General features: G+C 28.6%; 22 protein-coding genes. 18 read left to right on the top strand and 4 right to left on the bottom strand.

Annotation, left to right across the window (positions count from 1 at the left end):
- Positions 1–236 precede the first annotated feature (236 nt).
- From ACEG17_RS08855 to ACEG17_RS08845, 3 genes are read left to right on the top strand one after another with little or no spacing between them, the layout of a single operon-like run.
- The gene (locus ACEG17_RS08855; RefSeq protein ID WP_372583426.1) at positions 237–1,568 is read left to right on the top strand and encodes an FAD-dependent oxidoreductase; all 1,332 of its coding nucleotides are present in this window, start codon (positions 237–239) and stop codon (positions 1,566–1,568) included.
- Between the two features lie 25 nt (positions 1,569–1,593).
- Complete coding sequence (locus ACEG17_RS08850; RefSeq protein ID WP_299573779.1) at positions 1,594–1,989, top strand: OsmC family protein; 396 nt, start codon at positions 1,594–1,596, stop codon at positions 1,987–1,989.
- A gap of 25 nt (positions 1,990–2,014) precedes the next feature.
- On the top strand, positions 2,015–2,560 hold the full coding sequence (locus ACEG17_RS08845) for a hypothetical protein (protein WP_372583425.1): 546 nt from the start codon (positions 2,015–2,017) through the stop codon (positions 2,558–2,560).
- A 100-nt stretch (positions 2,561–2,660) separates the two neighbouring features.
- Here the strand turns inward: ACEG17_RS08845 and ACEG17_RS08840 are convergent, their stop codons facing one another.
- Positions 2,661–3,029, bottom strand: coding sequence for a pheromone cAD1 o protein (locus tag ACEG17_RS08840; protein ID WP_147005553.1), 369 nt, complete (start codon positions 3,027–3,029; stop codon positions 2,661–2,663).
- 102 nt (positions 3,030–3,131) lie between these two features.
- Positions 3,132–4,040, bottom strand: coding sequence for a toxin-antitoxin system YwqK family antitoxin (locus ACEG17_RS08835; protein ID WP_372583424.1), 909 nt, complete (start codon positions 4,038–4,040; stop codon positions 3,132–3,134).
- Between the two features lie 254 nt (positions 4,041–4,294).
- On the opposite strand from ACEG17_RS08835, the gene ACEG17_RS08830 reads away from it, so the two are divergent.
- The 12 genes from ACEG17_RS08830 to ACEG17_RS08775 all read left to right on the top strand — a co-directional run bounded on the left by ACEG17_RS08830 (position 4,295) and on the right by ACEG17_RS08775 (position 19,391).
- Positions 4,295–5,146: a hypothetical protein gene (locus ACEG17_RS08830; protein ID WP_372583423.1), complete on the top strand. Its 852-nt coding sequence runs from the start codon at positions 4,295–4,297 to the stop codon at positions 5,144–5,146.
- Positions 5,147–5,381: 235 nt separating this feature from the next.
- The gene (locus ACEG17_RS08825; protein WP_372583422.1) at positions 5,382–6,284 is read left to right on the top strand and encodes a hypothetical protein; all 903 of its coding nucleotides are present in this window, start codon (positions 5,382–5,384) and stop codon (positions 6,282–6,284) included.
- Positions 6,285–6,307: 23 nt separating this feature from the next.
- Positions 6,308–7,192 carry a DUF7847 domain-containing protein gene (locus ACEG17_RS08820; RefSeq protein ID WP_372583421.1) on the top strand — a complete coding sequence of 295 codons (885 nt, stop codon included), beginning with the start codon at positions 6,308–6,310 and terminating at the stop codon, positions 7,190–7,192.
- Between the two features lie 60 nt (positions 7,193–7,252).
- Positions 7,253–8,158, top strand: coding sequence for a hypothetical protein (locus tag ACEG17_RS08815; protein WP_372583420.1), 906 nt, complete (start codon positions 7,253–7,255; stop codon positions 8,156–8,158).
- 384 nt (positions 8,159–8,542) lie between these two features.
- A complete protein-coding gene (locus tag ACEG17_RS08810; protein ID WP_372583419.1) occupies positions 8,543–10,528 on the top strand; it encodes a tetratricopeptide repeat protein in 1,986 nt (661 codons plus the stop codon).
- A gap of 3 nt (positions 10,529–10,531) precedes the next feature.
- Positions 10,532–11,161 (top strand): hypothetical protein, encoded by a 630-nt coding sequence (locus ACEG17_RS08805; RefSeq protein WP_372583418.1) that lies wholly within the window; start codon positions 10,532–10,534, stop codon positions 11,159–11,161.
- 41 nt (positions 11,162–11,202) lie between these two features.
- Positions 11,203–12,171 (top strand): N-acetylmuramoyl-L-alanine amidase, encoded by a 969-nt coding sequence (locus ACEG17_RS08800; protein WP_372583417.1) that lies wholly within the window; start codon positions 11,203–11,205, stop codon positions 12,169–12,171.
- Between the two features lie 29 nt (positions 12,172–12,200).
- Positions 12,201–13,409 (top strand): pyridoxal phosphate-dependent aminotransferase, encoded by a 1,209-nt coding sequence (locus ACEG17_RS08795; RefSeq protein WP_372583416.1) that lies wholly within the window; start codon positions 12,201–12,203, stop codon positions 13,407–13,409.
- 222 nt (positions 13,410–13,631) lie between these two features.
- A complete protein-coding gene (locus tag ACEG17_RS08790; protein ID WP_372583415.1) occupies positions 13,632–14,837 on the top strand; it encodes an ATP-grasp domain-containing protein in 1,206 nt (401 codons plus the stop codon).
- Positions 14,838–14,864: 27 nt separating this feature from the next.
- A complete protein-coding gene (locus ACEG17_RS08785; RefSeq protein ID WP_372583414.1) occupies positions 14,865–15,602 on the top strand; it encodes an esterase family protein in 738 nt (245 codons plus the stop codon).
- Between the two features lie 154 nt (positions 15,603–15,756).
- The gene (locus ACEG17_RS08780; RefSeq protein ID WP_372583413.1) at positions 15,757–17,496 is read left to right on the top strand and encodes an ABC transporter ATP-binding protein; all 1,740 of its coding nucleotides are present in this window, start codon (positions 15,757–15,759) and stop codon (positions 17,494–17,496) included.
- A complete protein-coding gene (locus ACEG17_RS08775; protein ID WP_372583412.1) occupies positions 17,496–19,391 on the top strand; it encodes an ABC transporter ATP-binding protein in 1,896 nt (631 codons plus the stop codon). Before ACEG17_RS08780 ends, ACEG17_RS08775 begins: the two co-directional genes overlap by 1 nt.
- 75 nt (positions 19,392–19,466) lie before the next feature.
- Here the strand turns inward: ACEG17_RS08775 and ACEG17_RS08770 are convergent, their stop codons facing one another.
- Positions 19,467–19,724 (bottom strand): Txe/YoeB family addiction module toxin, encoded by a 258-nt coding sequence (locus ACEG17_RS08770; RefSeq protein ID WP_328586175.1) that lies wholly within the window; start codon positions 19,722–19,724, stop codon positions 19,467–19,469.
- On the bottom strand, positions 19,714–19,968 hold the full coding sequence (locus ACEG17_RS08765; RefSeq protein WP_372583411.1) for a type II toxin-antitoxin system Phd/YefM family antitoxin: 255 nt from the start codon (positions 19,966–19,968) through the stop codon (positions 19,714–19,716). The genes ACEG17_RS08770 and ACEG17_RS08765 overlap by 11 nt, the downstream gene beginning before the upstream one ends.
- 247 nt (positions 19,969–20,215) lie before the next feature.
- On the opposite strand from ACEG17_RS08765, the gene ACEG17_RS08760 reads away from it, so the two are divergent.
- The 3 genes from ACEG17_RS08760 (at position 20,216) to ACEG17_RS08750 (ending at position 23,683) form a co-directional block, all read left to right on the top strand.
- On the top strand, positions 20,216–20,881 hold the full coding sequence (locus ACEG17_RS08760) for a YdcF family protein (protein WP_372583410.1): 666 nt from the start codon (positions 20,216–20,218) through the stop codon (positions 20,879–20,881).
- A gap of 324 nt (positions 20,882–21,205) precedes the next feature.
- Positions 21,206–23,002 (top strand): translation elongation factor 4, encoded by a 1,797-nt coding sequence (gene lepA, locus ACEG17_RS08755; protein ID WP_021768582.1) that lies wholly within the window; start codon positions 21,206–21,208, stop codon positions 23,000–23,002.
- A gap of 42 nt (positions 23,003–23,044) precedes the next feature.
- Positions 23,045–23,683 carry a 3'-5' exonuclease gene (locus ACEG17_RS08750; protein WP_372583409.1) on the top strand — a complete coding sequence of 213 codons (639 nt, stop codon included), beginning with the start codon at positions 23,045–23,047 and terminating at the stop codon, positions 23,681–23,683.
- The last annotated feature ends 20 nt before the right edge of the window (positions 23,684–23,703 follow it).

The raw sequence follows: 23,703 nt of genomic DNA, 5'->3' as shown, positions 1-23,703 counted from the left end.
CAAGGAAAATCAGTAGGTTAAAGATACATTAGGGAAGAAATATTTTTTTTAATATATTTTTGTAACAAATGTTTGACATCTATACACTATAAAATTGTAAAAATTTCAAAACACTATTGATTTTTTTTTAAAATGTAGTATAATTAAATAGATTGAGAAAAAAATAATTTGAAATAATGATTATTATAAATTTATTTAAAAATTAAAATATGAATATTATGAAGGAGAGGAAATAGATGAAAGTAGTTGTAATTGGATGTACACACGCTGGTACAGCGGCAATTTTGAATTTAAGAAAGACAAATCCTGATGCGGAGATAACAGTATTTGAAAGAAATGACAATATTTCATTCTTGTCTTGTGGGATTGCCTTATATGTAGGAGGAGTTGTAAAAGATCCTCAAGGGCTGTTTTACTGTTCACCTGAAAAATTAAGAGAATTAAACGTTGACACTAGAATGAGACATGAAGTAAAGAATGTTGATATTGAAGGTAAAAAAATAAGAGTTGTGAATTTGGAAACTGGAATTGAATTTAATGAAACTTTTGACAAATTAATCATTACATCTGGTTCTTGGCCTATTATTCCGCCAATTGAAGGAATTGATTTAAATAATATCTTACTTTGTAAAAATTACAATCATTCAAATGAAATTATTGAAAGAGCAAAACATTCACAAAAAGTTGTTGTTGTTGGAGCAGGATACATTGGAGTGGAACTTGTTGAAGCATTTAGAGATAATGGAAAAGAAGTTGTGCTAGTAGATGCAGAAGAAAGAGTTTTGAGCAAATATTTTGACAAGGAATTTACAGATGTTGCTGAAGAATCGTTTAAACATAGAGGAATTGTAATTGCAACTGGAGAAAAAGTTGTTAAATTTGAAGGAAGCAATGGAAATGTAACAAAAGTAATTACTGATAAAAATGAATATGAAGCTGATATGGTAATTATGTGTGTTGGATTCCTGCCAAGTACTTCATTGTTTAAAGGACAGCTTGAAATGCTTCCAAATGGAGCAATTAAAGTTGACGAATATATGAGAACAAGTAATAAAGACGTTATGGCTGCAGGAGACTGCTGTTCAGTATTCTATAATCCATTACAAAGAGAAAGATATATTCCGCTTGCAACTAACGCTGTAAGAATGGGAACATTAGCAGCTATAAACTTGCTTGAAAATAAAGTTAGACATCTTGGAACACAAGGTACTTCAGGAATTAAAATTTACGAAAACAATATGGCTGCAACTGGACTAACAGAAGAAATAGCAAAACAAGAAGGAGTAGAGGTTGAAAGTGTAATCGCAGTTGATAACTATCGTCCTGAATTTATGCCAACTTATGAAAAAGTTACATTAAAAGTGGTATTTGAAAAAAATAGCAGAAGAATTTTAGGAGCACAGTTAACTTCTAAAATTGACTTAACACAATCAATTAACACATTGTCAGTATGTATTCAAAATAAAATGACTGTAGAAGAATTGGCATTTGTAGACTTCTTCTTCCAGCCTCACTATAACAAGCCTTGGAACTTCTTGAATTTAGCAGGATTAAATGCTTTAAAATAGAATTTAAGATAATTAAAGGATAAAAATGGATAAAATGATAGTAAAATATGACAAAAATTTTAGAATGAAAATAGAAAATAACAGAAATAGCGAGATTATTTTGACAGACCGTAATGGCGAAATGCTTTCTCCGTCAGAACTTCTCGCTGCATCTGTAGCTTCATGTGCTATGACAGTTTTATCAATAAAATTAGAATCTAATAACCAGAATTTTCAAAATTGCTATGCAGAAGTTGGAAAAACAGTCGATTTAACAACTTTTAAAGTTACAGAAATCAATATTGCATTTCATCTAAAAAAGGAATACAGTCAGGAAGTAAGAGAAAAAGCTGAAAAATCAGTAGAAGAAATGTGTGTAGTTGGCAGAAGTTTAAGTAAAGATGTGAAACAAAACTATTCATTTATTTATGATGTGGAATAGTTAAAATTTCATTTAGGTGAGAAAAATGATATACGATATATTAGATTTTTTGGAAGAGCTATTTTGGAAAGTAAGAGCTTACTATAGGAAAAGAAAAAGTATAGTTATAAGTATTTTTATTTTTCTAATTTCAATTTATGCAGGAAGTTTGATTTTCTTTCTGAAAGATGAGAGAATTAGACTTTTAAAAGAAAATCGGAAATATGATTTTTGGTATGTTCAGAAATTTGATTTTAAAACGAAACTTTATGTAATGAATTATGGATTCTCACTTAATGATACAGTTAGGTCGTATCATTTTAACTTTAAAAGACATTTAATTGGGTGGAAATGGAAGATAGGCAGTAAAGATGTGTTTTATGTTTTTATATTGCCATATAATAGAAAACAGATTTATTTTCCAGAAAGGCAGATACTGTATTTAAAAAAAGCTGATTATTCAAAAGAATTTGAAAAAGAGGCTATGGAGTATAAAAATATAGGAAAGTATTTTTTTGAACTAAAATTAGTAGAAGATGAAAAGGATAGAAAAATACAGAAATTATTAAAATTCTTGGAAGAAAATAATTAATAAAAAAGGAGTAATCTCATAGATTAATGAAGATACTCCTTTTTTTACTATATTAACTTTTTAATTTTGAAAAAATTAAGATTTTAATTGTAATGATTTATTACATTTTAAAATTTCCAGTTTCACCATTATTGGCTTTATTAATTAAAAAGTTTGACATTTCTTTAAATTCTGATACTGCTTTTGCATCTTTTCCTGTTACAGAACTTACATTTTGAGAATTTATAAGATTTCTTGAAATTTCAAAAGCTACATCTCTAAAAGAATTTTGGCTCATTGAAAACAATTCACCTCTTTGATTTTTTCTGTCGTATTGGGCACCGATTATTTTTCCATCCTTAACTGTTATTTTTACGAATGAAGTCCAGTTACCGTCATATCTTTTTTCAACAGAATAAATACCATTTTTCAATGCTGAAAATCCTAAAATATTTACAAAAAGCATTAAAGCGAATAATAGTTTTTTCATAATTAACACCACTTTTCTAAGTAAATTTTTTTCTTTTATTCTCCTTTAAAACACCTGTTACATAAATATTATACCTTTAAAATCAAAATAAATCAAGTTTTTTTAATAAAAACCTTGTGTATCAGTTAAATATCCATCTTTATTATAGAAATTCCAATTTCCATAAGCCTTGTAATTTCTTAAAGCACCTTGAACTTTGATTTTTCCGTTGTCGTAATACTGTGTGAAATTTCCATTTCCATTTACAAGTTTCATTTCACGTTCTTTTGATCCATTTCTTGAATATCCAAGAATCTCTGTAATTATACCATTTTGATAATTCTCAATTAATTTTTTCTTACCATTATCATAGTTCCAAGTCCATTGTCCATTTCTAAAATTACGCGAGTAATTTCCGTTTGAACGAACAGTACCGTTAGAATAATATGATTTTGCTTCACCGTTTAATTGTCCGTTTACGTAATTATTTTCGTTTGTAACAATTCCGTTTGAAATTTTTATCTCTTTTCCATTTTTAGCATTATTTACATATTCAAGAGATGATGTTAAACGTCCAAATTCATCAAAGTCAAAGCTGTTTCCGTTTAACATGCCATTTCTGTAATTACGTATAGTTTTAGAATTTCCATTTCCATAAAAGTCAATATCTTCACCTTCTCTTACACCATTTGTATAATTTACAACTTTTTGTAAATTTCCATTTTGATAATACATGAACATAGGCCCGTTTAATGTACCATTTTGATAATTTCTAACAACTTGAGCATTTCTAATTTCGCCAAATTCAACATAAATTCCAGTAAATGGCTGTCCACTTTCTTTTACAGTTGCAATGTTTCCAGAAATAGTGACATCAGCAACAGTGCTATATGGTGAACTTAATGCACGTGAAGACTGAGCAGAATATTCACTGCTTCTTTTTGCAGAAACGTTTGGAATTGCAGCTGCTAATGAAGTTAGAGATATACATGAAAATAGAATGATTGTTGATTTTTTTAATGATTTTAACATAATAATTTTTCCTCCTTTTTAAACTTTAAGCACTATTTTTATTATAACAAAAAATAATTATATTTTTCTTAGAGAAATAATTATTTTTTTTAGAAAATTTTAAATTATAATAGTGATATAAAAAATTAAGATAAATTAGAATTTTAGGGCAGTACTTATAAATTTTAGAAGAGTTTTACTGTAAAAAAAGTTTTTAAAAATAAATAAAGTATGCTATAATTTTTGATATAAAAATAGAAAAGAGAGGAGTCCTGATGGATTTTAATAAATTAAGAAATGATTTAAAAAACAGATATTTTTCTACATGGGAATATTTTAGTAATGGTTTTAATGCTTTGAAAGTGTTTTCAAAAAAACACCCAATACTGCTATTTTTTCATTTCCTGTTTTCATTTTTTCTTGGAGTTGTTGTAATATTTCAAGGGGCAGAAGTAATGGCGGTAATGGATAAAATTGTAAAAAAATATGGAAGTACAAAAATTAATTCTAATGAGTTTGTAAAAAGTAAAGAATTTAATGAACTAACGTCTGAAGTGATGCTGTTTATATTATGTTTTATTATAGTCTATTTAATTATTCGATTTATTTCGGCTATTATAAGAAAAAAAATGGGCTTGGAAGTTGAAGAGCGGGAAAATGAGTTTAGTATAGTTGAAATTATTGTAAAATTTTTAACTATAACATTTGTAAACATAGTATTACAAGTATTTTTGATAATATTGGGAATTATAATTACAGTATTTACAAGATCGACACTTTCGTTTTTAATCTTATGGATTATTTTACAGCTAAATCTTTTATATTTCGAGCAGGCGTACTATCTAAGAAAAATAAATATAATCGAAGCATTCAAATATAACTTTTATATAAGCAAAGGGAACAGAATACGGATATTGACTGTACTATTAACAATTTTTACTGTATTTGTAGGGATTAATTATTTTTTAGGCTGGTTATTTGAAGCTACAATAAAAAATCAGGTTACGCTAATGACTGTTAATGCCGTTTTTGGAGGAATAGCAGGACTTCTTTATACAGTTTTGGGAATAATGGTGAGCAATCTTGTTTATTTGAACTTAGAATATGTAGACTTTAACAACAGATAATATTATTTTTGTATTATTAAATGCTGTCCTTAGAGTATCATTTTTTTTACGTCTTTTTGACAAGATACCGTTAATTATAATTTTTCCGATATCTACAATAGCTGGAATTATTTCAAGCTTTTTAGGAATATTTATAGCAATAATGGGAGTTATAATTTTTTTGAATGTAGAATACGATTACTTGGAAAAGCAGGGATTGTAATAAATCTAAAAAATAATAAAGGAGTAATTAAAAATGAAGATACAGAATTTACAAAATGAATTATCCAAAAGAAAATTGCAAATGGGAGAATATTTTAGAATAGCATTTGATGTTTTGAAAGTATTTGTGAAGGAAAATAAATTATGGACGATATTCTTTTTAGTTGCAAATATTTTTCTGTTATTTCTTAATAGTATTGTTATAAGAGCAATTTCAAATGATAATTTTTTGGTACTAATAATGATGTTTTTGATTGTAGTTTATATTGGCTTGTTTTATGCAGTTCTGATTACAAAAGTTGCACAAAGAATTGAAAATACTAAAGAATACGATTTAAAAAATATAGTTACTAAATATTTGATTATATTTGGAATATGTACTGCAATTTTAGCTATTTTCTTTAGAATATTAATTGTTTTAGGCTGGGCTAATTTTATTCTTATATGGATGATTGGTTCAGGAGGGGGTATTAGTGATACAGCGGCAATAACAATACTGCTTGTAATAAAGGGAATTTTAATAATACCATTAACATTATTAATATTATTTCTTTTATCGAAAGTGGCGTATTTTATTCAAGCATACTACATAAGAAATATGTCATTTTCTAAAGCATTCCAGTATAATTTACAAATATCTAAAAATAATAAGTTAAGAATTTTAACTCCTGTTATTATTCTTGCAATTTTAGATTTTATTGTAAAAATTCCATTTTTATCAGATTTATTTGGAATTTTAAATTATTTTTTGCTGATGCCTTTTACGATATTTTCACTAGAAATTTTTGAACTGCCGTTATTTGTAGCATTTCCGCTATCAGTAATCTTTGGGGCTATTTCAAGCTTTTTACTTATCTTTATGATAACAATAGCAGTTATAGTATTTTTGAATGTGGAATATAATTATTTGAAAAAACAGGATAAAAATTTACAATAAATTTTGAAAGGAGAATTAAAATTATGGATTTTGAAAATTTACAAAGAGAATTATTTGATAAAAAATTAAAAATGGTAGAATATTTCAAAAAAACATTTGAAATTTTGAAAATATTTTTAAAAGAAAATAAATTATGTGCTAGTTTGCTTGCTATTGGAAAGATATGGGTATTTTTTTCTAATGCGACAGTGCAAAATATTCTTATAAAAATGCAAATCGCAGGTCAAGTTGAGGATAGAGAGGCTATTTTAGAAGCAGTTGCTTCAGCACTTTTGATATTTTCAGGTATTCTTTTGGTATCTCTTTGTTTAGGTTTATTGATAGGTGCAATTTATACAAAAGTAGCTTATAAAATTGAAGGTCGGGAAAATGAGTATAAATTTAGGAATGTATTTTTTAAATATTTAACATTTATTGGGATATATTTATTGTTTTGTATTGTAATGGGAGTCATAATAGTGATTATGTCAGTGATGGTAACAATTTTTTCTTTAATTACGAAAAATTTTAATTCAAGATTTCTTGAATATATTATGTATGGAGTGTATTTTATAATAGTGATAGTTGTAGCTCTAAATATTCTTTATTTCATGCAAACTTTATATATAAGAAATATAAAAGTTTTAGAAGCTTTTAAATATAATTTGGCATTATCTAAAAAAAATAGATTGAGAATATTGATACCAACACTTATTATTACAGCGATAAATCTTGTGTTTGTATTGCCATTTTCAACTAAGTTATTTGTTTTTATGCCATCGTATGTTGTATTTCTAATTGCTGTAGTATGCGGATTTATTTCAAGTATATTAGGAATTGCGGGCATAATAATGAATACGGTAATATTTTTAAATGTGGAGTATGATTATTTGAAAAGACAGGCTGAAGATAAAGAGAAGCAAGCTTAAAGTTTGAAGTATTCTTAAACTTAGTGTATAATTATAAAAAATGGAAAGGAAAAATAAATTATGTATTTGGAAAATTTAAGAGAAAAAATCTTTAAAAAAGATCTTGGAATTGGAGAAACTTTTAGTGCAGCATTTGATTTATTTAAGATAATTCTTAAAGAAAATAAGCTACTTGCATTTTTAGAGTATATTTTAACACTTGCTCCACTTATAAGCTTTGTTTTAGGATACCTTTGGTTGGTCATGCTTGCTCTTTCAGGATATGCACAGCTAATTTCTATGTTTTCTTTATTAGGTTTCATTTTAGTCATTGCATTTGTAATAATAGCAAATAATTACTTTATGGCATATTTTTTGAGAAAAATTGCATTAAAAGTGGAAGGAAAAGCAGATAAGTTCTCAACAAAAGGGATTCTTATTAAATGTCTTGCAATGTTTGGAATAAGTTTAGGTTTAAGGATAATTTTATCTGTGTTAGAAAGATTACCTTTCATAGGGACTTTTTTAGCCCTTTTAGCAAATATAGCTATGATAGTTATATTTATATGGGCGCTACTTTACTTTTTTGATATATATTATATTCGTAATCTTACTCTTTCAGAATCACTGGATTATAGCTTGAAACTGTCCAAAGGAAATAGGCTAAAGAAAATAATTCCTGGAATAATATTTGTAATAGTAGCTATTATAGGAAGTATTATAATTATCTTGCCACTTTCTAGTATTGTTAGAGGTTTTTCTAATGGAATAGGTGTATTCTTGGTAGTTATTGTTATTTCAGTATTTATTTTTTTACTCCTTCTATATTCTCAAGCTTTACAAATTGTGATTTATCTAAATGTTGAAAATAACTATTTAAAAAACGAAGGAAAAGACAGCAAATATAATTTTAAAGATAAAGAAGAAATTGATTTGAGAAATAGTCAAATCTCTAATAATTTTTTAGATGAAAATAATGAAAAATAAAAACTTTTTAATTGTGAGATTTTTAATAATCTCACTTTTTATTTTTATTATATAATAGAACCCATTTAAAATTGAACTGATAAAAATTATATAATTTTGGGTTTGAATAAAATAGTCATAATTTTTGAGTTCTGTTTTAAACTAGTTTTACTATAAAAATTAAATCTGAAAGGTATTGTTTTTCTAACAAAATTTGAGCTTTACTTAATTTTTAAAGTTAGATTTAAAATATAATAAGTATCTTTTGGATTATTTTAAAATTGAATAGAAAAAATTTTAAAAAAATATAACAAAAATAAATAAATTATGCTATACTATTACTGTGACAATTTTATAACTATAATAAAATAAGTTATAAAGATTACTTTTTAGATAGGAGGATGTATGGGGATTTTTAATTTTTTTAAATCTTCTGATAAAAAAAGAAATAAAAAGACAGTAAATCAAGAAGTTAATATAAATAATAACGTCAATAATCAGCAGATTAGAAGACCAATCTACGATATTGTAAATAATGAATCCGAAATGATTGAAAGTGGTAATTACTCAGATGACTTTAAAGATATTTCCTACTATGATGAGTTCGGAAAAGAATTTAAAATGCCCAAAAAAGACTGGATTGAAAAAAAATTATATCCAGCTATAAAGAAAAATTGGAGTAATATGGATGGATTATATCCGATAATTCAAGATGCATTTTCAAAAGGGGTTTATCCAGAGGTAAAAGAAGCAGTATTAAGATTTTATGCAACTGATGAAAATTTTGAGAGAAAACTGATTTTACTTGGAACTTATCATATAAAAACAGGGTCATGCCAGAATGCTGTTGAACTATATGAAAAAAATCTAAATATCAATAATTTGACTGAAGGACTTTGTATAGCCTATGCCGAAGCATTAGAGCTTTGTGGCAAGTCAGCTGAAGCGGAAAAGAAGTATTATGAAGCAATTGAAATTAACCCAAATTCATCAATAGCATTTAAAAAATATTTTGATATTGTAAAAAATAGAAGTAATGAAGAATATGAGAACAAACTTGAAAAACTTTCTGAAATATCAGGAAATTGGCGTGCAAAAATGAAGCAGGCCATAGTTTACTTTAAAAAAGGTAATAAGGAAAGTGGTAATTATTTTTTGATAAATGCTTTGAAAGAATCTGGTTATAATGCTGAAGTAATGTATATTACATCAAGTATTTATATTTTAAATGAACTTTATGATGAGTTCAAGCAGTATGTACTGGCATATTATAATCCAGAAAAACACAATGCTTATACTGCTTTAAATGTTTTGAAATATTATAAAATAAAAGATATGTATAAGGAAGGACTGGAACTTTGTAAATTTACATCTAAATTCCCTTGGATTGAACATTATAAAAAGTTTATGTATTATGAAGATTATTTCTGGAAATTAAAAATAAAGGCTGAAACTTGGAATAATACAGAAGAAAATACTGTAACTCACTTTTTTTCAACAAACAAGCCTATCTGGTATTATGAGTTTAATCATCCTGAATTTATGCTAAATCAAAGTAGACGTGTGAAGCCCAATATTCTTATTCTGACATTTACATCAATAGGTGAGAAATCAGAACTGGCTGAAAATTTAGCAGTTTCATTGCCTTTACATTTAAATGAAAATCTTCATTATAAAACAAATTTAAATTATCAGTTAGCAATTGCTTACAATAAAGAAAGTTTATTTATATCTAAAAAACGATATAGTACAGATTATATGAAACTTATAAGAAAGCAGAATAATAATTTGAATTTTGTTTTGGCTGGAAATATTTTAAAAATGCCAAATGTAGAAAAATATGAGATTGAAATATATCTTTATGACACGTTTAATGAACAAAAATCTATTTTGATTAATAAAATTTATGATGGAAATAATATTTATAGTGTTCAAAATGATTTATTAAAAGCAGTCAGCACTTTCTTTGAAAGAGATTTTTCAATAAAATATGAGAAAAATTTGGATAATTTGATTTTATTTTCGCCTAAAATGAAATTCTTGATACAAAGCAAGGCTCACAAGGAGCATCAATCTTGGCGATATAAAAAACTGCTTTCAGATCAAATTGATGTAGTGCTTGAAGATAGAAACAATGATTTAAAGAAAATCAATTTATTAGCACTTTTATATGAAATAAAACAGACTAACAGTCAATTATTAAAATTTCAGAAACCTCTTATTTATAGTATGAATATTCACGGTATTTTTGAGACACAGACATTAAAAATACTCGCACCAATTATATTTAAAATATATGATGATGATGTTAATTTTCAAGCAAATATAGAGGCTTTAAACATTACAGATTCAAATTATTTGAGCTGGATAAACAAATTTTCAGGAGAATAAATTATGTTTTTCTATTATAAAAAAGTAGTAGCAATAATAGTATCTTTTTTCTATATACTTGCAAATCACAGTTTTTATAATTCTATTTTCAATGAATACACAAATGACAAGCTTTTCCAAATATCAACTTGGCTTGGTGTAATGGAAGTGATTTTTTGGATTATGCTATTTTATTCTGTCTTTTATCTAGAAAATAAAGATATTAAATTTGATGATAAAAAAGAAATAGCAGAAAAAGAAGTAAAAAAAGATATAAGAGATTTGATAATCTGTTTTTCAATATTCATAATAAGTTTAATTTGTGTAGATATTTCACGTGTAATCTTGCAAAGTTCGCCATATATTAACGATACAGTTTCAACTGTAAACTCTTATGTTTGGCTTGTTGGTGGAACGAGAGTCTTGTTTATTTTTTCATCAATAGTATTTGGTTTTATTGCTGCAAGCAGAAGAAATATATTTTTGATAATTGTATCAGTTATAAATTTTATAGTTTCTATAATGATATGGCTTGATTTTGACGGAAATGTTACTGCAATTATGAGAATTGTTATTGCTATTTTGGCTATTATTTATTACTTGCTTTTAAAAGATAATAATGATAGGCATTACAAAGAAAAGGTTACAAAATAAATTTGATTAAAATAATTTTTAAGCAGGAGGAGATAAGTAAAATGAAAAAAAATATAGCAAAATTGTTATTTTTAGCATCAATACTATCTGTTGGAAATATTTTGAATGCACATAATCAAAATGTCTCAAAAGACGTTCAAAAGCCAATAGAAATAAAAGTTGATGATAATGGAAATGTGACAAAAAATCAATCTAACGGAAATGAGAATAATAAACCGAAAACGAATCCTACAAATGTTTCAAGAGGAGGAATTGACACAATTAAAAATACAGCAGGTTCAATAACAATAGACTCTTCATATACTTCAACAGGTCAAAATTATAGACAAAGATTCATAATTTTGCATTATACTGCAATGAATAGAGATGGTTCTTTAAGAGCTTTGACAAACAATGAGGTAAGTGCTCATTATTTAATATCTGATCAAAAAAATGATCCTGTATTTTATTTGGTAGATGAAAACAAAAGAGCATGGCATGCTGGAGTAAGTGAATGGAAAACAAGTAAAAATTTAAATGACAGTTCAGTTGGAATAGAAATTGTTAACAGTGGAAACGTAAGCGGAAGTTTTGAGCCATTTAAAGATTTTCAAATTAAGGAAGTGGCAGTGCTTGTAAAATATTTGGCGGATAAATATGAAATTCCTGCAACGAATATTTTAGGACATTCAGACATTGCCCCACAAAGAAAGCCTGATCCAGGTCCACTATTCCCTTGGGAAGAATTATACAAAAAATACAATATAGGAATGTGGTATGACAATGCAAGAAAATTAGCATACGAGTCTGAATATGCAGATACTTGGAATACTTTGCCAGCATCGACAGTGCAGGCTGAATTTTCTAAATTTGGATATACAATTAGCTCTACTGGAAGATGGGATGAGCAGACAAAAAATGTAATAAAAGTTTTTCAGTATCATTTTAGACCTTCAAACTATGATGGAAAACTTGATTTAGAAACATTTGCAATTTTAAAAGCATTGAATGAGAGATATAATAATAAATAATCTAATTACATAAGAAAGGAACATTAAAAATGAAAAAATTTTCAAACAGAGTTATAAATATGCATTATTCACCAATCAGAAAATTAGTTCCATATATTGATGAAGCTATAAGATCTGGCGTGAAGGTATATCAGCTGCATATAGGACAGCCTGATGTAGAGACACCAGATACATTTTTTGAAGGACTTAATAATTATAAGGAAAAAATTGTTAAATATACGAATTCGGCTGGGATAATGGAATTGAGAGAATCATTTTCAAAATCTTATGCAAAAGTAGGAATTGATATTTTACCTGAGGATATCTTGATTACTCAAGGTGGAAGTGAGGCAATTCAGATTACATTACAAACAATTTGTAATCCGGGAGACGAAGTTTTGGTTCCTGAGCCATATTATACAAATTATGATAGTTTTTTGAGAATTGCTGATGCAAAATTAGTTCCGATTGAAACTTCAATTGAAAATCATTATCACTTGCCAAAAAGAGAAGAAATTGAAAAATTAATTACTCCAAAAACAAAGGCTATAATGTTTTCAAATCCGAGCAATCCGACTGGAATTGTATTTAGGAAAGAAGAAATGGATCTAATAAGAGATATTGCAATAAAACATGATTTGTATATTATTACTGATGAAGTCTACAGACAATTTATTTATGATGAAGAAATCGAAAAAAGTTATCAGTCATTTATGTCGATTCCTGAAATTAAAGACAGAGTAATTTTAGTTGACAGTATTTCAAAGCATTATAGTGCATGTGGAGCAAGAATCGGAGTGATTGCCTCAAAAAATAGAGACTTTTTATCACAAGCTCTAAAATTCTGCCAAGCAAGATTATCAGTTTCAACAATCGAGCAATATGCAAGTACAAATCTTATAAATACTTTGGATACTTACATTGATAATACGAAACTGGAATATAAAGTAAGACGTGATATGATTTATAACAATATTATAAAAATACCAGGAGTTGTAACATACAAACCAAGCAGTGCGTTATATCTGATTGCTGAATTACCAGTAGATGATATTGAAAAATTTGCAATTTGGCTATTGACAGAATTCAGATATGAAAATCAGACACTATCATTTGCACCAGGTCCTGGATTTTATACAACGCTAGGAAAAGGTACGAAGGAAGCGAGATTTTCTTTCTGTACACATAACCTGATTGAAATTGAAAATGGAATGAAAGTGTTAAAAAAAGCATTAGAAGAATATAATAAAGGAAAATAATAAATAAAAAGTTAACTGCACCTAAAACAAAATAAAAGGTGTAGTTTTTTATTATTTATAATTCAAAAAGCAAATTTGTTATTTTAAGTATGAGAAAAAATACAAAAGATTAGTATTTACATTTTTTCAAAAATTATGTTATAATAATACAAATCACTAAAAAAGCGGATTACAGAAGTTTATGAAATTAAATTATTTTAACAGTCGAAGGAGATGAGTATTATGAATTTTGTTTACATTTCACCACAATTTCCAAAAACTAACTGTGAATTTTGCGATAGATTAAAACAAAATGGAGTAAATGTATTAGGAATTGCAGATATAGAATACGATCAATTGGATCAAAAACTAAAAGATAACTTGACAGAGTATTATAAAGTTTCTAGCCTTGAAAATTATGACGAAGTTTTAAAAGCGGTTGCTTTTTTTACATATAAATATGGGAAAATAGATTGGCTTGAGTCTAATAATGAATACTGGCTTGTACAGGATGCAAGGCTTCGTTCAGATTTTAATATTAGAACTGGAATAAAAGCTGATAAAATTGAAAATATAAAAGAAAAATCTAAGATGAAGAAGGCATATAAAAAAGGAGAAATACCAGCTGCAGATTTTTCATTGGTTACAACGTATGAAAAAGCAAAGAAATTTATTGATAAAGTAGGATATCCAGTAGTTGTTAAGCCTGATAATGGTGTCGGTGCGAGCGATACTCGTAAAATTAACAATGAAAAAGAATTGAAGGAATTTTTTGAAACTCGTAATGAAAATGTAAAATATATTATGGAAGAATATGTTGACGGAGATTTAGTATCTTATGACGCAGTTATTGATTCCAATGGAAATCCTATTTTTGAAACAGGAATTGTTGAGCCTGCTGTTATGGATATTGTAAATGAAAAACTAGATGTATTTTATTATGTAGAAAAGGAAATGCCTGAAAAATTACTAGATGCAGGAAGACGAGCTGTGAAAGGCTTTGGAGTAAAAAGCAGGTTTGTGCATCTGGAATTTTTTAAACTAAATAAAGATAAAAAAGGACTCGGTAAAAAAGGAGATTATGTAGGACTAGAAGCAAATATGCGTCCTGCAGGAGGATACACACCTGATATGTACAATTACGCCAACAATACTGATGTTTATCAAATCTGGGCTGATATGATTGCATTTGATAAAATCGAGAAGGCTAAATTAAATGAAGATATAGAAAAAAATTATTGTGTTTATGCAAGTCGCCGTGATAATAGAAATTATATTCATTCTCACGATGAAATTAAGCAGAAATATGGAAATGCGATTGTGATGGATGAAAGAATGCCAGATATTTTTTCAGGAGCAATGGGAAACTATATGTACACAGCAAAATTTAAAACAAAAGAGGAAATGGAAGAATTTATAGATTTCGTACACAAAAAAATAGAAGAATAAAAATAAATAAAATCACAAGGAGAAAGAATGCAAATAGAATATAAAAAAGAATATAGCTATCATCTTGGTCGGGAAGTGGAATACAAGAGATATGGACACGCTGGGAAGCCGGTGCTGGTATTTCCTTCACAAGATGGAGATTGTAACCAGTATGAAGAATTTGGGATGGTAGATGTGCTGTCAGACTATATTGAACAAGGAAGGTTGCAATTATTCTGTGTAGGAAGTATTGACAAGGAAAGCTGGTCAGATTTTAATGGAAATCCAAGATACAGAATAGAAATGCAGGAAAAATGGTATAATTTTATTGCAAATGAATTTGTTCCTAGAATACAGGATATCTCTTGGAGAAGTGATATTATTGTTACAGGATGCAGCATGGGAGGAGCACATGCAGGAATTTTATTTTTCCGTAGGCCTGAATTATTTGAAACGTTAATTTCACTAAGTGGAATGTTTGATGCTTCAATGTTTTTTGGAGATTATAAAGATGATTTGGTTTATAATAACTCTGTTGTTGACTTTCTGAAAAATATGCCATGGAATCATCCTTATTTAGATATATATAGAAAGAGAAATATTATTATATGTATTGGACAGGGAGCATGGGAAGAAGAATTACTGCCAAGTAACAGAGAACTGGCTCATATTCTTTATGAAAAGCAAGTTCCAGCATGGACGGATTTCTGGGGACACGATGTGGCTCATGACTGGTATTGGTGGAAATTGCAGATAAGATATTTTATAGAACATTTAGATATTTAAGCATAATTATTTGATTTTAATAACAAATAGAAAGCACTGAAATTTATTAATGAAATTGATTTTTTTATTTTCTTTAATAAGTTTCGTGCTTTTAAATTTGTATAAGTATTAAATAAAAACGAAAAAATAAAGAAAGGAAGAGGTGTTTATTTATATGTTAAAAAAAATATTTTCCCGTCTTGGAGAGTATAAAAGAAGTGCGTTAATTTCGCCAATATTTATTGGAATAGAAGTTATTTTTGAAATGCTTATTCCAACACTTATGGCTGTAATTATTGACAGTGGACTGAATGGAAATGATGGCAAGGGAGATATGAAGTTTATTGTTATAATGGGACTTGCAACGTTTGGAGTGGCGATGTTGTCGTTGTTATGTGGAATACAAGCTAGTAAATATGCTTCTTATGCTTCAGCTGGATTTGCTAAAAACTTGAGAAAAGATTTATTTTCTAAAATACAGTCCTTTTCATTCACTAATATTGATAAATTTTCTACAGCTGGACTGATTACAAGATTTACGACAGATGTTAATAACATTCAGAATTCATTTCAAATGTTAATCAGAGGATTTGTAAGGGCTCCACTTATGATGTGCGTAGCAATATTTATGTCATTTATGATAAGTCCAAAGTTGTCAATGATATTTATTGTTGCAGTTTTGTTTTTAGGAAGTTTTTTAGTCTTTGTTATTTTTAAGGTACATCCGATTTTTACAGCTGCAATTAAAAAGTATGATGACATAAATTCCAGCCTTCAGGAAAACATTAATGGTATTCGTGTTGTAAAAGCGTATATTCGTGAAAAATATGAAACTAATAAATTTAAGAAGGCTACTGAAAATTTGAAAAATATGTTATTAAAAGGGGAAAGAATTATAATATTTGTATCTCCTGTAATGCAAATAACAGTATTTGGGTGTATTTTACTGCTTTCATGGTTTGGAGCAAAGATGATTGTTGTAAATGAGCTGACGACAGGACAGCTTACAAGCCTTTTTGCTTATACAACCAATATTCTTATGAGTCTTCTTATGCTTGCAATGATGCTTGTAAATATTGTGTTTTCAAGAGCATCTGGAGATAGAATTGTGATGGTTCTAGATGAAGAGCCAAGTATTAAAAATCCTGAAAATGGGATAACAGAGGTGAAAGATGGTTCAATAGTGTTTAAAAACGTGGATTTCAGTTACAGTAATAATCCTGATGTGCTGAATTTGACAAAAATAAATCTAGAAATAAAGTCTGGAGAAACTATTGGAATTATTGGGGGAACTGGAAGTGCAAAATCAGCTCTTGTTCAGTTAATTCCAAGACTATACGATGTTCTGGATGGAGAACTTTTGGTTGGCGGAGTAAATGTAAAGGATTATGATATAAAGACGCTTAGAGACAATGTAGCGATGGTTCTTCAAAAAAATGTGCTGTTTTCAGGAACTATAAAGGATAATTTACGTTGGGGAAATGAAAATGCAACCGATGAGGAAATGGAACATGCCTGTAAATTGGCACAGGCTGATGAATTCATTCAGAAATTTCCTAAAAAATATGATACCCGTATTGAACGTGGAGGAGCAAACGTATCTGGAGGTCAAAGACAAAGGCTTTGTATAGCCAGAGCCTTGCTAAAATCTCCCAAAATATTAATTTTAGATGATTCTACAAGTGCAGTTGACACAAAGACAGACAAACTAATAAGAGAAGCATTTAAAAATGAATTACCGCACATTACAAAAATTATTATCGGACAAAGAGTATCATCAATAAAAGATTCTGATAAGATATTGGTTCTGGAAGACGGAGTTATAACAGCAGTAGGGACACACGATGAATTACTTAAAACAAGTAAAGTATATCGTGAAGTTTATGAATCCCAGACAGAAGGGAGTGACAAATAATGAGTAAAAATAAAAAAGCTGAAAATTCGCAATCACGAAATCAGATAAAAGGATTAATCCGATTATTAGGATATATGTTTAAGCATTATAAAATACAGACGCTATTTGTTATTGTATTTATTTGCTTGAGTTCATTTGGAATGGTTATTGGGACAATGTATTCAAAAGAATTGATTGATGGAATCATTATTCCTAACATTGGTAAAAATAATCCTAACTTTATCAAAGAGCTTGTGAACCTAATTTTAAAAATGGCAGTTGTATATGGTGCATCAGTAATTTGTACATATATTTATGAAATATTTATGATTTATGCTGCACAGGGAACATTAAAAAAATTAAGAGATGATGTATTTATACATATGGAGTCGCTTCCCATAAAATATTTTGATACAAATGCACATGGAGATATAATGAGTGTTTATTCAAGTGATATTGACGCTTTAAGAAATATGATGGCTGAAAGCCTGTCACAAGTAATATCTTCAATTATTACAATTGTAAGTGTTCTTATTTCAATGTTTATATTAAATATTCCACTAGCAATTTTCGTAGTAATAATGATTATTATTATGATTATTACAACAAAAACTATTTCTTCAAAAAGTTCAAAAAACTATACTGCTCAACAAAGAAATATCGGGATTGTTAATGGATATGTGGAAGAAATGATAGAAGGATTGAAAGTTGTAAAAGTATTTTCATACGAGAAAAAAGCTGATGAACGTTTTAATAAGCTGAATACGGCACTATTTAATAGAGCGAACAATGCTATGAAATTTGCAAATATTTTAGGTCCTGCTGTTGGAAATCTTGGAAATATAAACTTTGTACTTACAGCAGTTCTTGGCTCAATAATTGTGTTTAATAATATTGCAGGCTTTACAATCGGAGGACTTGTATCGTTCTTGCAGTTTATAAAAGTAATAAACCAGCCTGTTTCACAAATTGCACAGCAATTAACGTCAGTAATATTGGCATCGGCTGGAGCTCAAAGAGTATTTAGCCTGTTAGATCAGACACCTGAACAAGATAACGGCTATGTAACTCTTGTAAACGCAAATATTGATGAAAATGGAAATATTACAGAAACTGAGAAGCACACAGGTGCATGGGCTTGGAAATATCCGCATTCTGATGGAACGATTTCTTATGAAAGACTAATGGGAGATGTTGTTTTTGAAGATGTAACATTTGGATACAATGATGAAAAGACAATACTTCATAATATTAATCTTTATGCAAAGCTGGGAGAAAAAATTGCCTTCGTTGGTGCAACAGGAGCTGGGAAAACTACAATTACAAACTTAATTAACAGATTTTACGATATTAACTCCGGAAAAATCCGATATGATGGAATTAACATTGAAAAAATAAAAAAACAGGATTTAAGAGAATCGCTTGGAATTGTATTACAGGACACACACTTATTTTCTGGAACAGTTGCCGACAACATTAGATATGGAAAACTTGATGCAACAGATGAAGAAGTGTATGCAGCTGCAAAACTTGCCAATGCTGACCATTTTATAAAACACTTGCCACAAGGCTACGACACTTACTTAAGCGGTGACGGTTCCAGCCTTTCACAAGGGCAGCGGCAATTATTGTCAATAGCAAGAGCAGCAATCGCTGACCCGCCAGTCTTAATTCTGGATGAAGCAACTTCAAGCATTGATACAAGAACAGAAAAAATCGTGCAGGAAGGAATGGATAAGTTGATGGTGGGAAGAACAGTGTTTGTAATCGCCCACAGACTTTCAACTATCAAAAATTCCGATGTAATAATGGTACTTGATCAAGGAAGAATTATCGAGCGCGGAAATCACGATGAACTGATTGCACAAAAAGGAACTTATTATCAGCTTTATACGGGTGGATTTGAAAATCAGTAAATTAAAATATTTGTGTAAAAAATAAAGAGTGGATTAAGTGTCACTCTTTTTAATTTATTGTAAAAAATTAAAATTTTAATAATGTCCTCTACAAGAAATTATCCATAAAACCCCATTTTCATCAATGGCATAGACAAGCCTGTTAGTTTCGTCAATTCTTCGACTAAATCCTTTTCTATATTTCAAAGCTTCAGGTTTGCCTATTCCATTCAATGCCCCATTTCTTTCAATATCTTTTATGAGTTCGTTAATTCTTTTTAAAGTTTTTTTATCTTGAGATTGCCAATATAAATAATCTGCCCAGCCATCATCAGTCCATAATTTATTCATCATCGACCTCGATTAAATCATGAACTTGTCCTTTTCCACTTTTCATCTGAGAAAATCCTCTATCTATTTTTGCAAGATATTCAGCATTTTGGACTGCTTTCAAAAATTGATTATATTTTTCAAGATTTATTAAAACTACATTTTCTTCATTTTTTCTTGTTACAATTACATCTTCATTTTCTTTCACTGCTTTATCACAATAACTTTTTAAATTACTTCTCATTGTTGAAAAACTTACAGCTAACATATTTATCACTCCTTTATAGTTTTTGTACAATTTATTATAGTTCTTTTTGTACAAAATGTCAATTAAAAAATAAAAACAAAAAATTGACAATTATTGTAAAATATAATAAAATATTTAAAAGAGTTTTTAAAGTTCAGGACTATAGTGATTTTACAGCTATCGTGAAAGAATAATTATTTTATAGTGGTTGTTTCAGAAATGGAACAGCCTTTATTTTAAGAAAGGATACTTTTAAAATCGAGAATTTATGAAGAATACGATTATAACAATAATAAAAATTTCTATTATCTTATTTGTTTTTTTATTTTGCTTTGTGCAATATTTTATAATAAAAGAATATACAACCGATAGAAAAGCCGTAAATGAAAATAAAAAAGTAGATTATGTAATAATACTGGGAGCAAGAGTACAAGGAGAAAATCCGACTAAATCACTTATGGAAAGAATAAAGGCTGCAACGGAGTATTTAAAAAAAAATCCAGAAGTTAAGGTTATTGCGACTGGTGGACAAGGGAAAAATGAAGGTGTTGCAGAAGGATTGGCGATAAAAAGGGAACTTTTGAAAAATGGAATTAGTGCAGATAGAATAGTTTTAGAAGATAAATCCAAGAATACTGTTGAGAATTTTAGATTTGGCCTTGAGAAGATAAAAAATATTGAAAATAGTAAAAATGTTCTAAATAATAATGAAAAAAATCGAAAAATTAAAGTATTGATTGTAACGAATGATTATCATATTTTCCGTTCTAAAAATATTGCTAGAAAAGTTGGATTTAACAATGAAAATTATGAAATTTACGGACTTCCTGCTAAAACACCGCTTATTTCAATACCAAAATCATATTTTAGAGAATTTTTGTCAAATATAAATTATTTTATTTTTCAATCTGGGAATCAGTTAAAAGTTAAATAAATTTATAATTTAAGTGATACTAATATAATTTTTATTTCCCATTTTAAAATGTACTATATTATATAAACTCTAGGTTTGAATAAAATAGTCATGGTCTTGAAGTTCAGTTTTAAAGTGATTTTATTATAATTTTACGAAAAATTAAAATATAATATAAAAAATAACTGAATTTTGGTAAAATATTTTTCACAAAGACTATGAAAAAATGCAAAATTATTATATAATATACATATTGCTGAGTAACTAGATTCGGATAGAATAGTTACTCATTTTAAAAATATAATAAAGAAGATAATAAACGAGTAAACGGAGGAAACAATATAAATGTTGGATCAAAAAAATAAAAGAAATTTTTCGATAATAGCACACATTGATCATGGAAAATCAACTATTGCGGACAGGCTTTTGGAACAGACAGGAACTGTAACGCAAAGGGAAATGGTAGATCAGCTGTTGGATAGTATGGATTTAGAAAGAGAAAAAGGAATAACGATTAAGGCACAAGCAGTTACGTTGAAGTATAAGGCTCGAAACGGCGAGACTTATGAGTTAAATTTAATTGATACGCCGGGACACGTCGATTTTATTTACGAAGTATCAAGATCGCTTGCCGCTTGTGATGGAGCCTTGCTTGTAGTTGACGCTGCACAGGGAATTGAAGCACAGACATTGGCAAATGTGTATTTGGCTTTGGAAAACGATTTGGAAATATTGCCTGTTATAAACAAGATTGACTTACCTTCAGCTGATCCTGACAAGGTTAAGCTGGAAATAGAGGAAGTTATTGGGCTTCCAGCAGACGATGCTGTTCTTGTTTCTGGAAAAACTGGATTTGGAATTGAAGATTTGCTGGAATCAATTATTGAGCATATTCCTGCACCTAAAGGTGAAATTAACAATCCTTTGAAGGCGTTAATTTTTGACTCGCATTACGATGATTTTAGAGGAGTTATAACATACATTAGAATAATTGAAGGGAAAATTGCAAAAGGAGACAGAATTAAGATTATGTCTACTGAAAAGGAATTTGACGTATTGGAAGTTGGAATTTTCTCGCCTAAAATGAAGGAAGTTGATGAATTGACAGTTGGCTCAGTTGGATATATTATAACAGGAATTAAGTCAATCAAAGATACACAAGTTGGGGATACAATTACGCACGTAAAAAATCCGACAGATACAGCTCTTGAAGGATACCGTCCTGCATTAAGTATGGTTTTTGCGGGAATTTATCCAGTTTCAACAGATGATTATGAAGATTTAAGGGAAGCATTAGAAAAATTACAGTTGAATGATGCTTCATTATCTTATGCTCCAGAAACATCTCTTGCATTGGGATTTGGATTCAGATGTGGATTTTTAGGACTTTTACACATGGAAATAGTTGTAGAAAGATTACGTCGTGAATTTAACATTGACTTGATTTCAACAGCACCGTCGGTTAAATATAACGTAACACCTGAACAAGGGGAAATGATTGTAATTGACAACCCTGCGGAATTTCCGGAAGGGAAAAAGTACATTGAAGAGCCTTATGTAAAAGGGACAATTATTGTTCCAAAGGATTATGTTGGAAACGTAATGGAGCTTTGTCAGGAAAAAAGAGGAACTTTCCTTAATATGAATTACCTTGATGAAACTCGTACAATGATAAGTTACGACTTGCCGCTTGCAGAAATAGTAATTGATTTTTATGATAAATTGAAATCACGTACAAAAGGGTATGCTTCATTTGAATATGAAATGATTGGATATAAGGAATCAGACTTGGTAAAAGTGGATATTTTGGTAAGTGGAAATCCAGTAGATGCCTTTTCATTCATTGCTCATAAAGATAATGCCTATTACAGAGGACGTGCAATCGTTGAAAAATTAAAAGATGTAATTCCGAGACAGCAGTTTGAAATACCATTACAGGCTGCATTGGGTACAAAAATAATTGCAAGGGAAACAATTAAGGCACTTAGAAAGAACGTGCTTGCAAAATGTTATGGTGGAGATATTACACGTAAGAAAAAATTATTAGAAAAACAAAAAGAAGGTAAAAAACGTATGAAGGCAATCGGAAATGTAGAAATACCGCAAGAGGCGTTTTTATCAGTATTAAAACTAAATGATTAATTTTTTATATCTTGTGTAAAAATATAAGGAAAAGAGAAAAAAGTGAACAAAGAAAAAAAACTAAATAAGAATATAATATTTTTTGATGTGGAAACAAATGGATTTCAGGGAAGTTCTGTTTTGTCAATGTCTGCAATAAAAGTGAATTATAATTCTGAAAATTCTGGAGAAGAAAGAAATAAATGGAAAAAAGTATCTGAATTTAACAGATTTTATTTCAGAAATGAAGGTGAGGAGTTAAACGAAGGGGCAGTTAGTGTAAACGGATTGACAGATGATGTAATTTTAAGTGAAAGAAAAAATATTATTCAAAATACAGGAATTGAATATCCTTTAACTTTTAAGGAAGATATGGATAATTTCTTTTTGTTTTGTCAGGATACAAACCATTTTGTAGCCCATAACATAAAATTTGACAGAAGCTTCGTAGATTTTCCTCTGCAAAATCAATTTGATACAATGCTAACAAATATAGACATCGTTAAAGTAAACGGTTCTTCGTACGGAAATTACAAATGGCCAAAACTTATGGAATGTGCCAATTACTATAATATCCCATTTGAAGAAAGTCAGCTTCACGGTAGTTATTACGATGTTCTTATAATGTTTAGAATTTTCTTCAAGATGATGAAGCATAAGACTGGAAATAAACGAATTTTAGAATTTTTAGAAAAAGAATAATTTTTGAAAAAATATTTATG

Origin of the sequence: Leptotrichia hongkongensis (genome assembly GCF_041538065.1) — a bacterium.
GTDB classification, from domain to species: Bacteria; Fusobacteriota; Fusobacteriia; order Fusobacteriales; family Leptotrichiaceae; genus Leptotrichia; species Leptotrichia hongkongensis.
The sequence above is the reverse complement of the archived record's forward strand: the minus strand, read 5'-3'. Positions and strand labels throughout refer to the sequence as shown.

Bases quoted from the DNA above. Each gene is read 5' to 3' on its own strand.
- ACEG17_RS08855 (WP_372583426.1), top strand. From the start codon at position 237: ATGAAAGTAGTTGTAATTGGATGTACACACGCTGGTACAGCGGCAATT.
- ACEG17_RS08850 (WP_299573779.1), top strand. From the start codon at position 1,594: ATGGATAAAATGATAGTAAAATATGACAAAAATTTTAGAATGAAAATA.
- ACEG17_RS08845 (WP_372583425.1), top strand. From the start codon at position 2,015: ATGATATACGATATATTAGATTTTTTGGAAGAGCTATTTTGGAAAGTA.
- ACEG17_RS08840 (WP_147005553.1), bottom strand. From the start codon at position 3,029: ATGAAAAAACTATTATTCGCTTTAATGCTTTTTGTAAATATTTTAGGA.
- ACEG17_RS08835 (WP_372583424.1), bottom strand. From the start codon at position 4,040: ATGTTAAAATCATTAAAAAAATCAACAATCATTCTATTTTCATGTATA.
- ACEG17_RS08830 (WP_372583423.1), top strand. From the start codon at position 4,295: ATGGATTTTAATAAATTAAGAAATGATTTAAAAAACAGATATTTTTCT.
- ACEG17_RS08825 (WP_372583422.1), top strand. From the start codon at position 5,382: ATGAAGATACAGAATTTACAAAATGAATTATCCAAAAGAAAATTGCAA.
- ACEG17_RS08820 (WP_372583421.1), top strand. From the start codon at position 6,308: ATGGATTTTGAAAATTTACAAAGAGAATTATTTGATAAAAAATTAAAA.
- ACEG17_RS08815 (WP_372583420.1), top strand. From the start codon at position 7,253: ATGTATTTGGAAAATTTAAGAGAAAAAATCTTTAAAAAAGATCTTGGA.
- ACEG17_RS08810 (WP_372583419.1), top strand. From the start codon at position 8,543: ATGGGGATTTTTAATTTTTTTAAATCTTCTGATAAAAAAAGAAATAAA.
- ACEG17_RS08805 (WP_372583418.1), top strand. From the start codon at position 10,532: ATGTTTTTCTATTATAAAAAAGTAGTAGCAATAATAGTATCTTTTTTC.
- ACEG17_RS08800 (WP_372583417.1), top strand. From the start codon at position 11,203: ATGAAAAAAAATATAGCAAAATTGTTATTTTTAGCATCAATACTATCT.
- ACEG17_RS08795 (WP_372583416.1), top strand. From the start codon at position 12,201: ATGAAAAAATTTTCAAACAGAGTTATAAATATGCATTATTCACCAATC.
- ACEG17_RS08790 (WP_372583415.1), top strand. From the start codon at position 13,632: ATGAATTTTGTTTACATTTCACCACAATTTCCAAAAACTAACTGTGAA.
- ACEG17_RS08785 (WP_372583414.1), top strand. From the start codon at position 14,865: ATGCAAATAGAATATAAAAAAGAATATAGCTATCATCTTGGTCGGGAA.
- ACEG17_RS08780 (WP_372583413.1), top strand. From the start codon at position 15,757: ATGTTAAAAAAAATATTTTCCCGTCTTGGAGAGTATAAAAGAAGTGCG.
- ACEG17_RS08775 (WP_372583412.1), top strand. From the start codon at position 17,496: ATGAGTAAAAATAAAAAAGCTGAAAATTCGCAATCACGAAATCAGATA.
- ACEG17_RS08770 (WP_328586175.1), bottom strand. From the start codon at position 19,724: ATGATGAATAAATTATGGACTGATGATGGCTGGGCAGATTATTTATAT.
- ACEG17_RS08765 (WP_372583411.1), bottom strand. From the start codon at position 19,968: ATGTTAGCTGTAAGTTTTTCAACAATGAGAAGTAATTTAAAAAGTTAT.
- ACEG17_RS08760 (WP_372583410.1), top strand. From the start codon at position 20,216: ATGAAGAATACGATTATAACAATAATAAAAATTTCTATTATCTTATTT.
- lepA (WP_021768582.1), top strand. From the start codon at position 21,206: ATGTTGGATCAAAAAAATAAAAGAAATTTTTCGATAATAGCACACATT.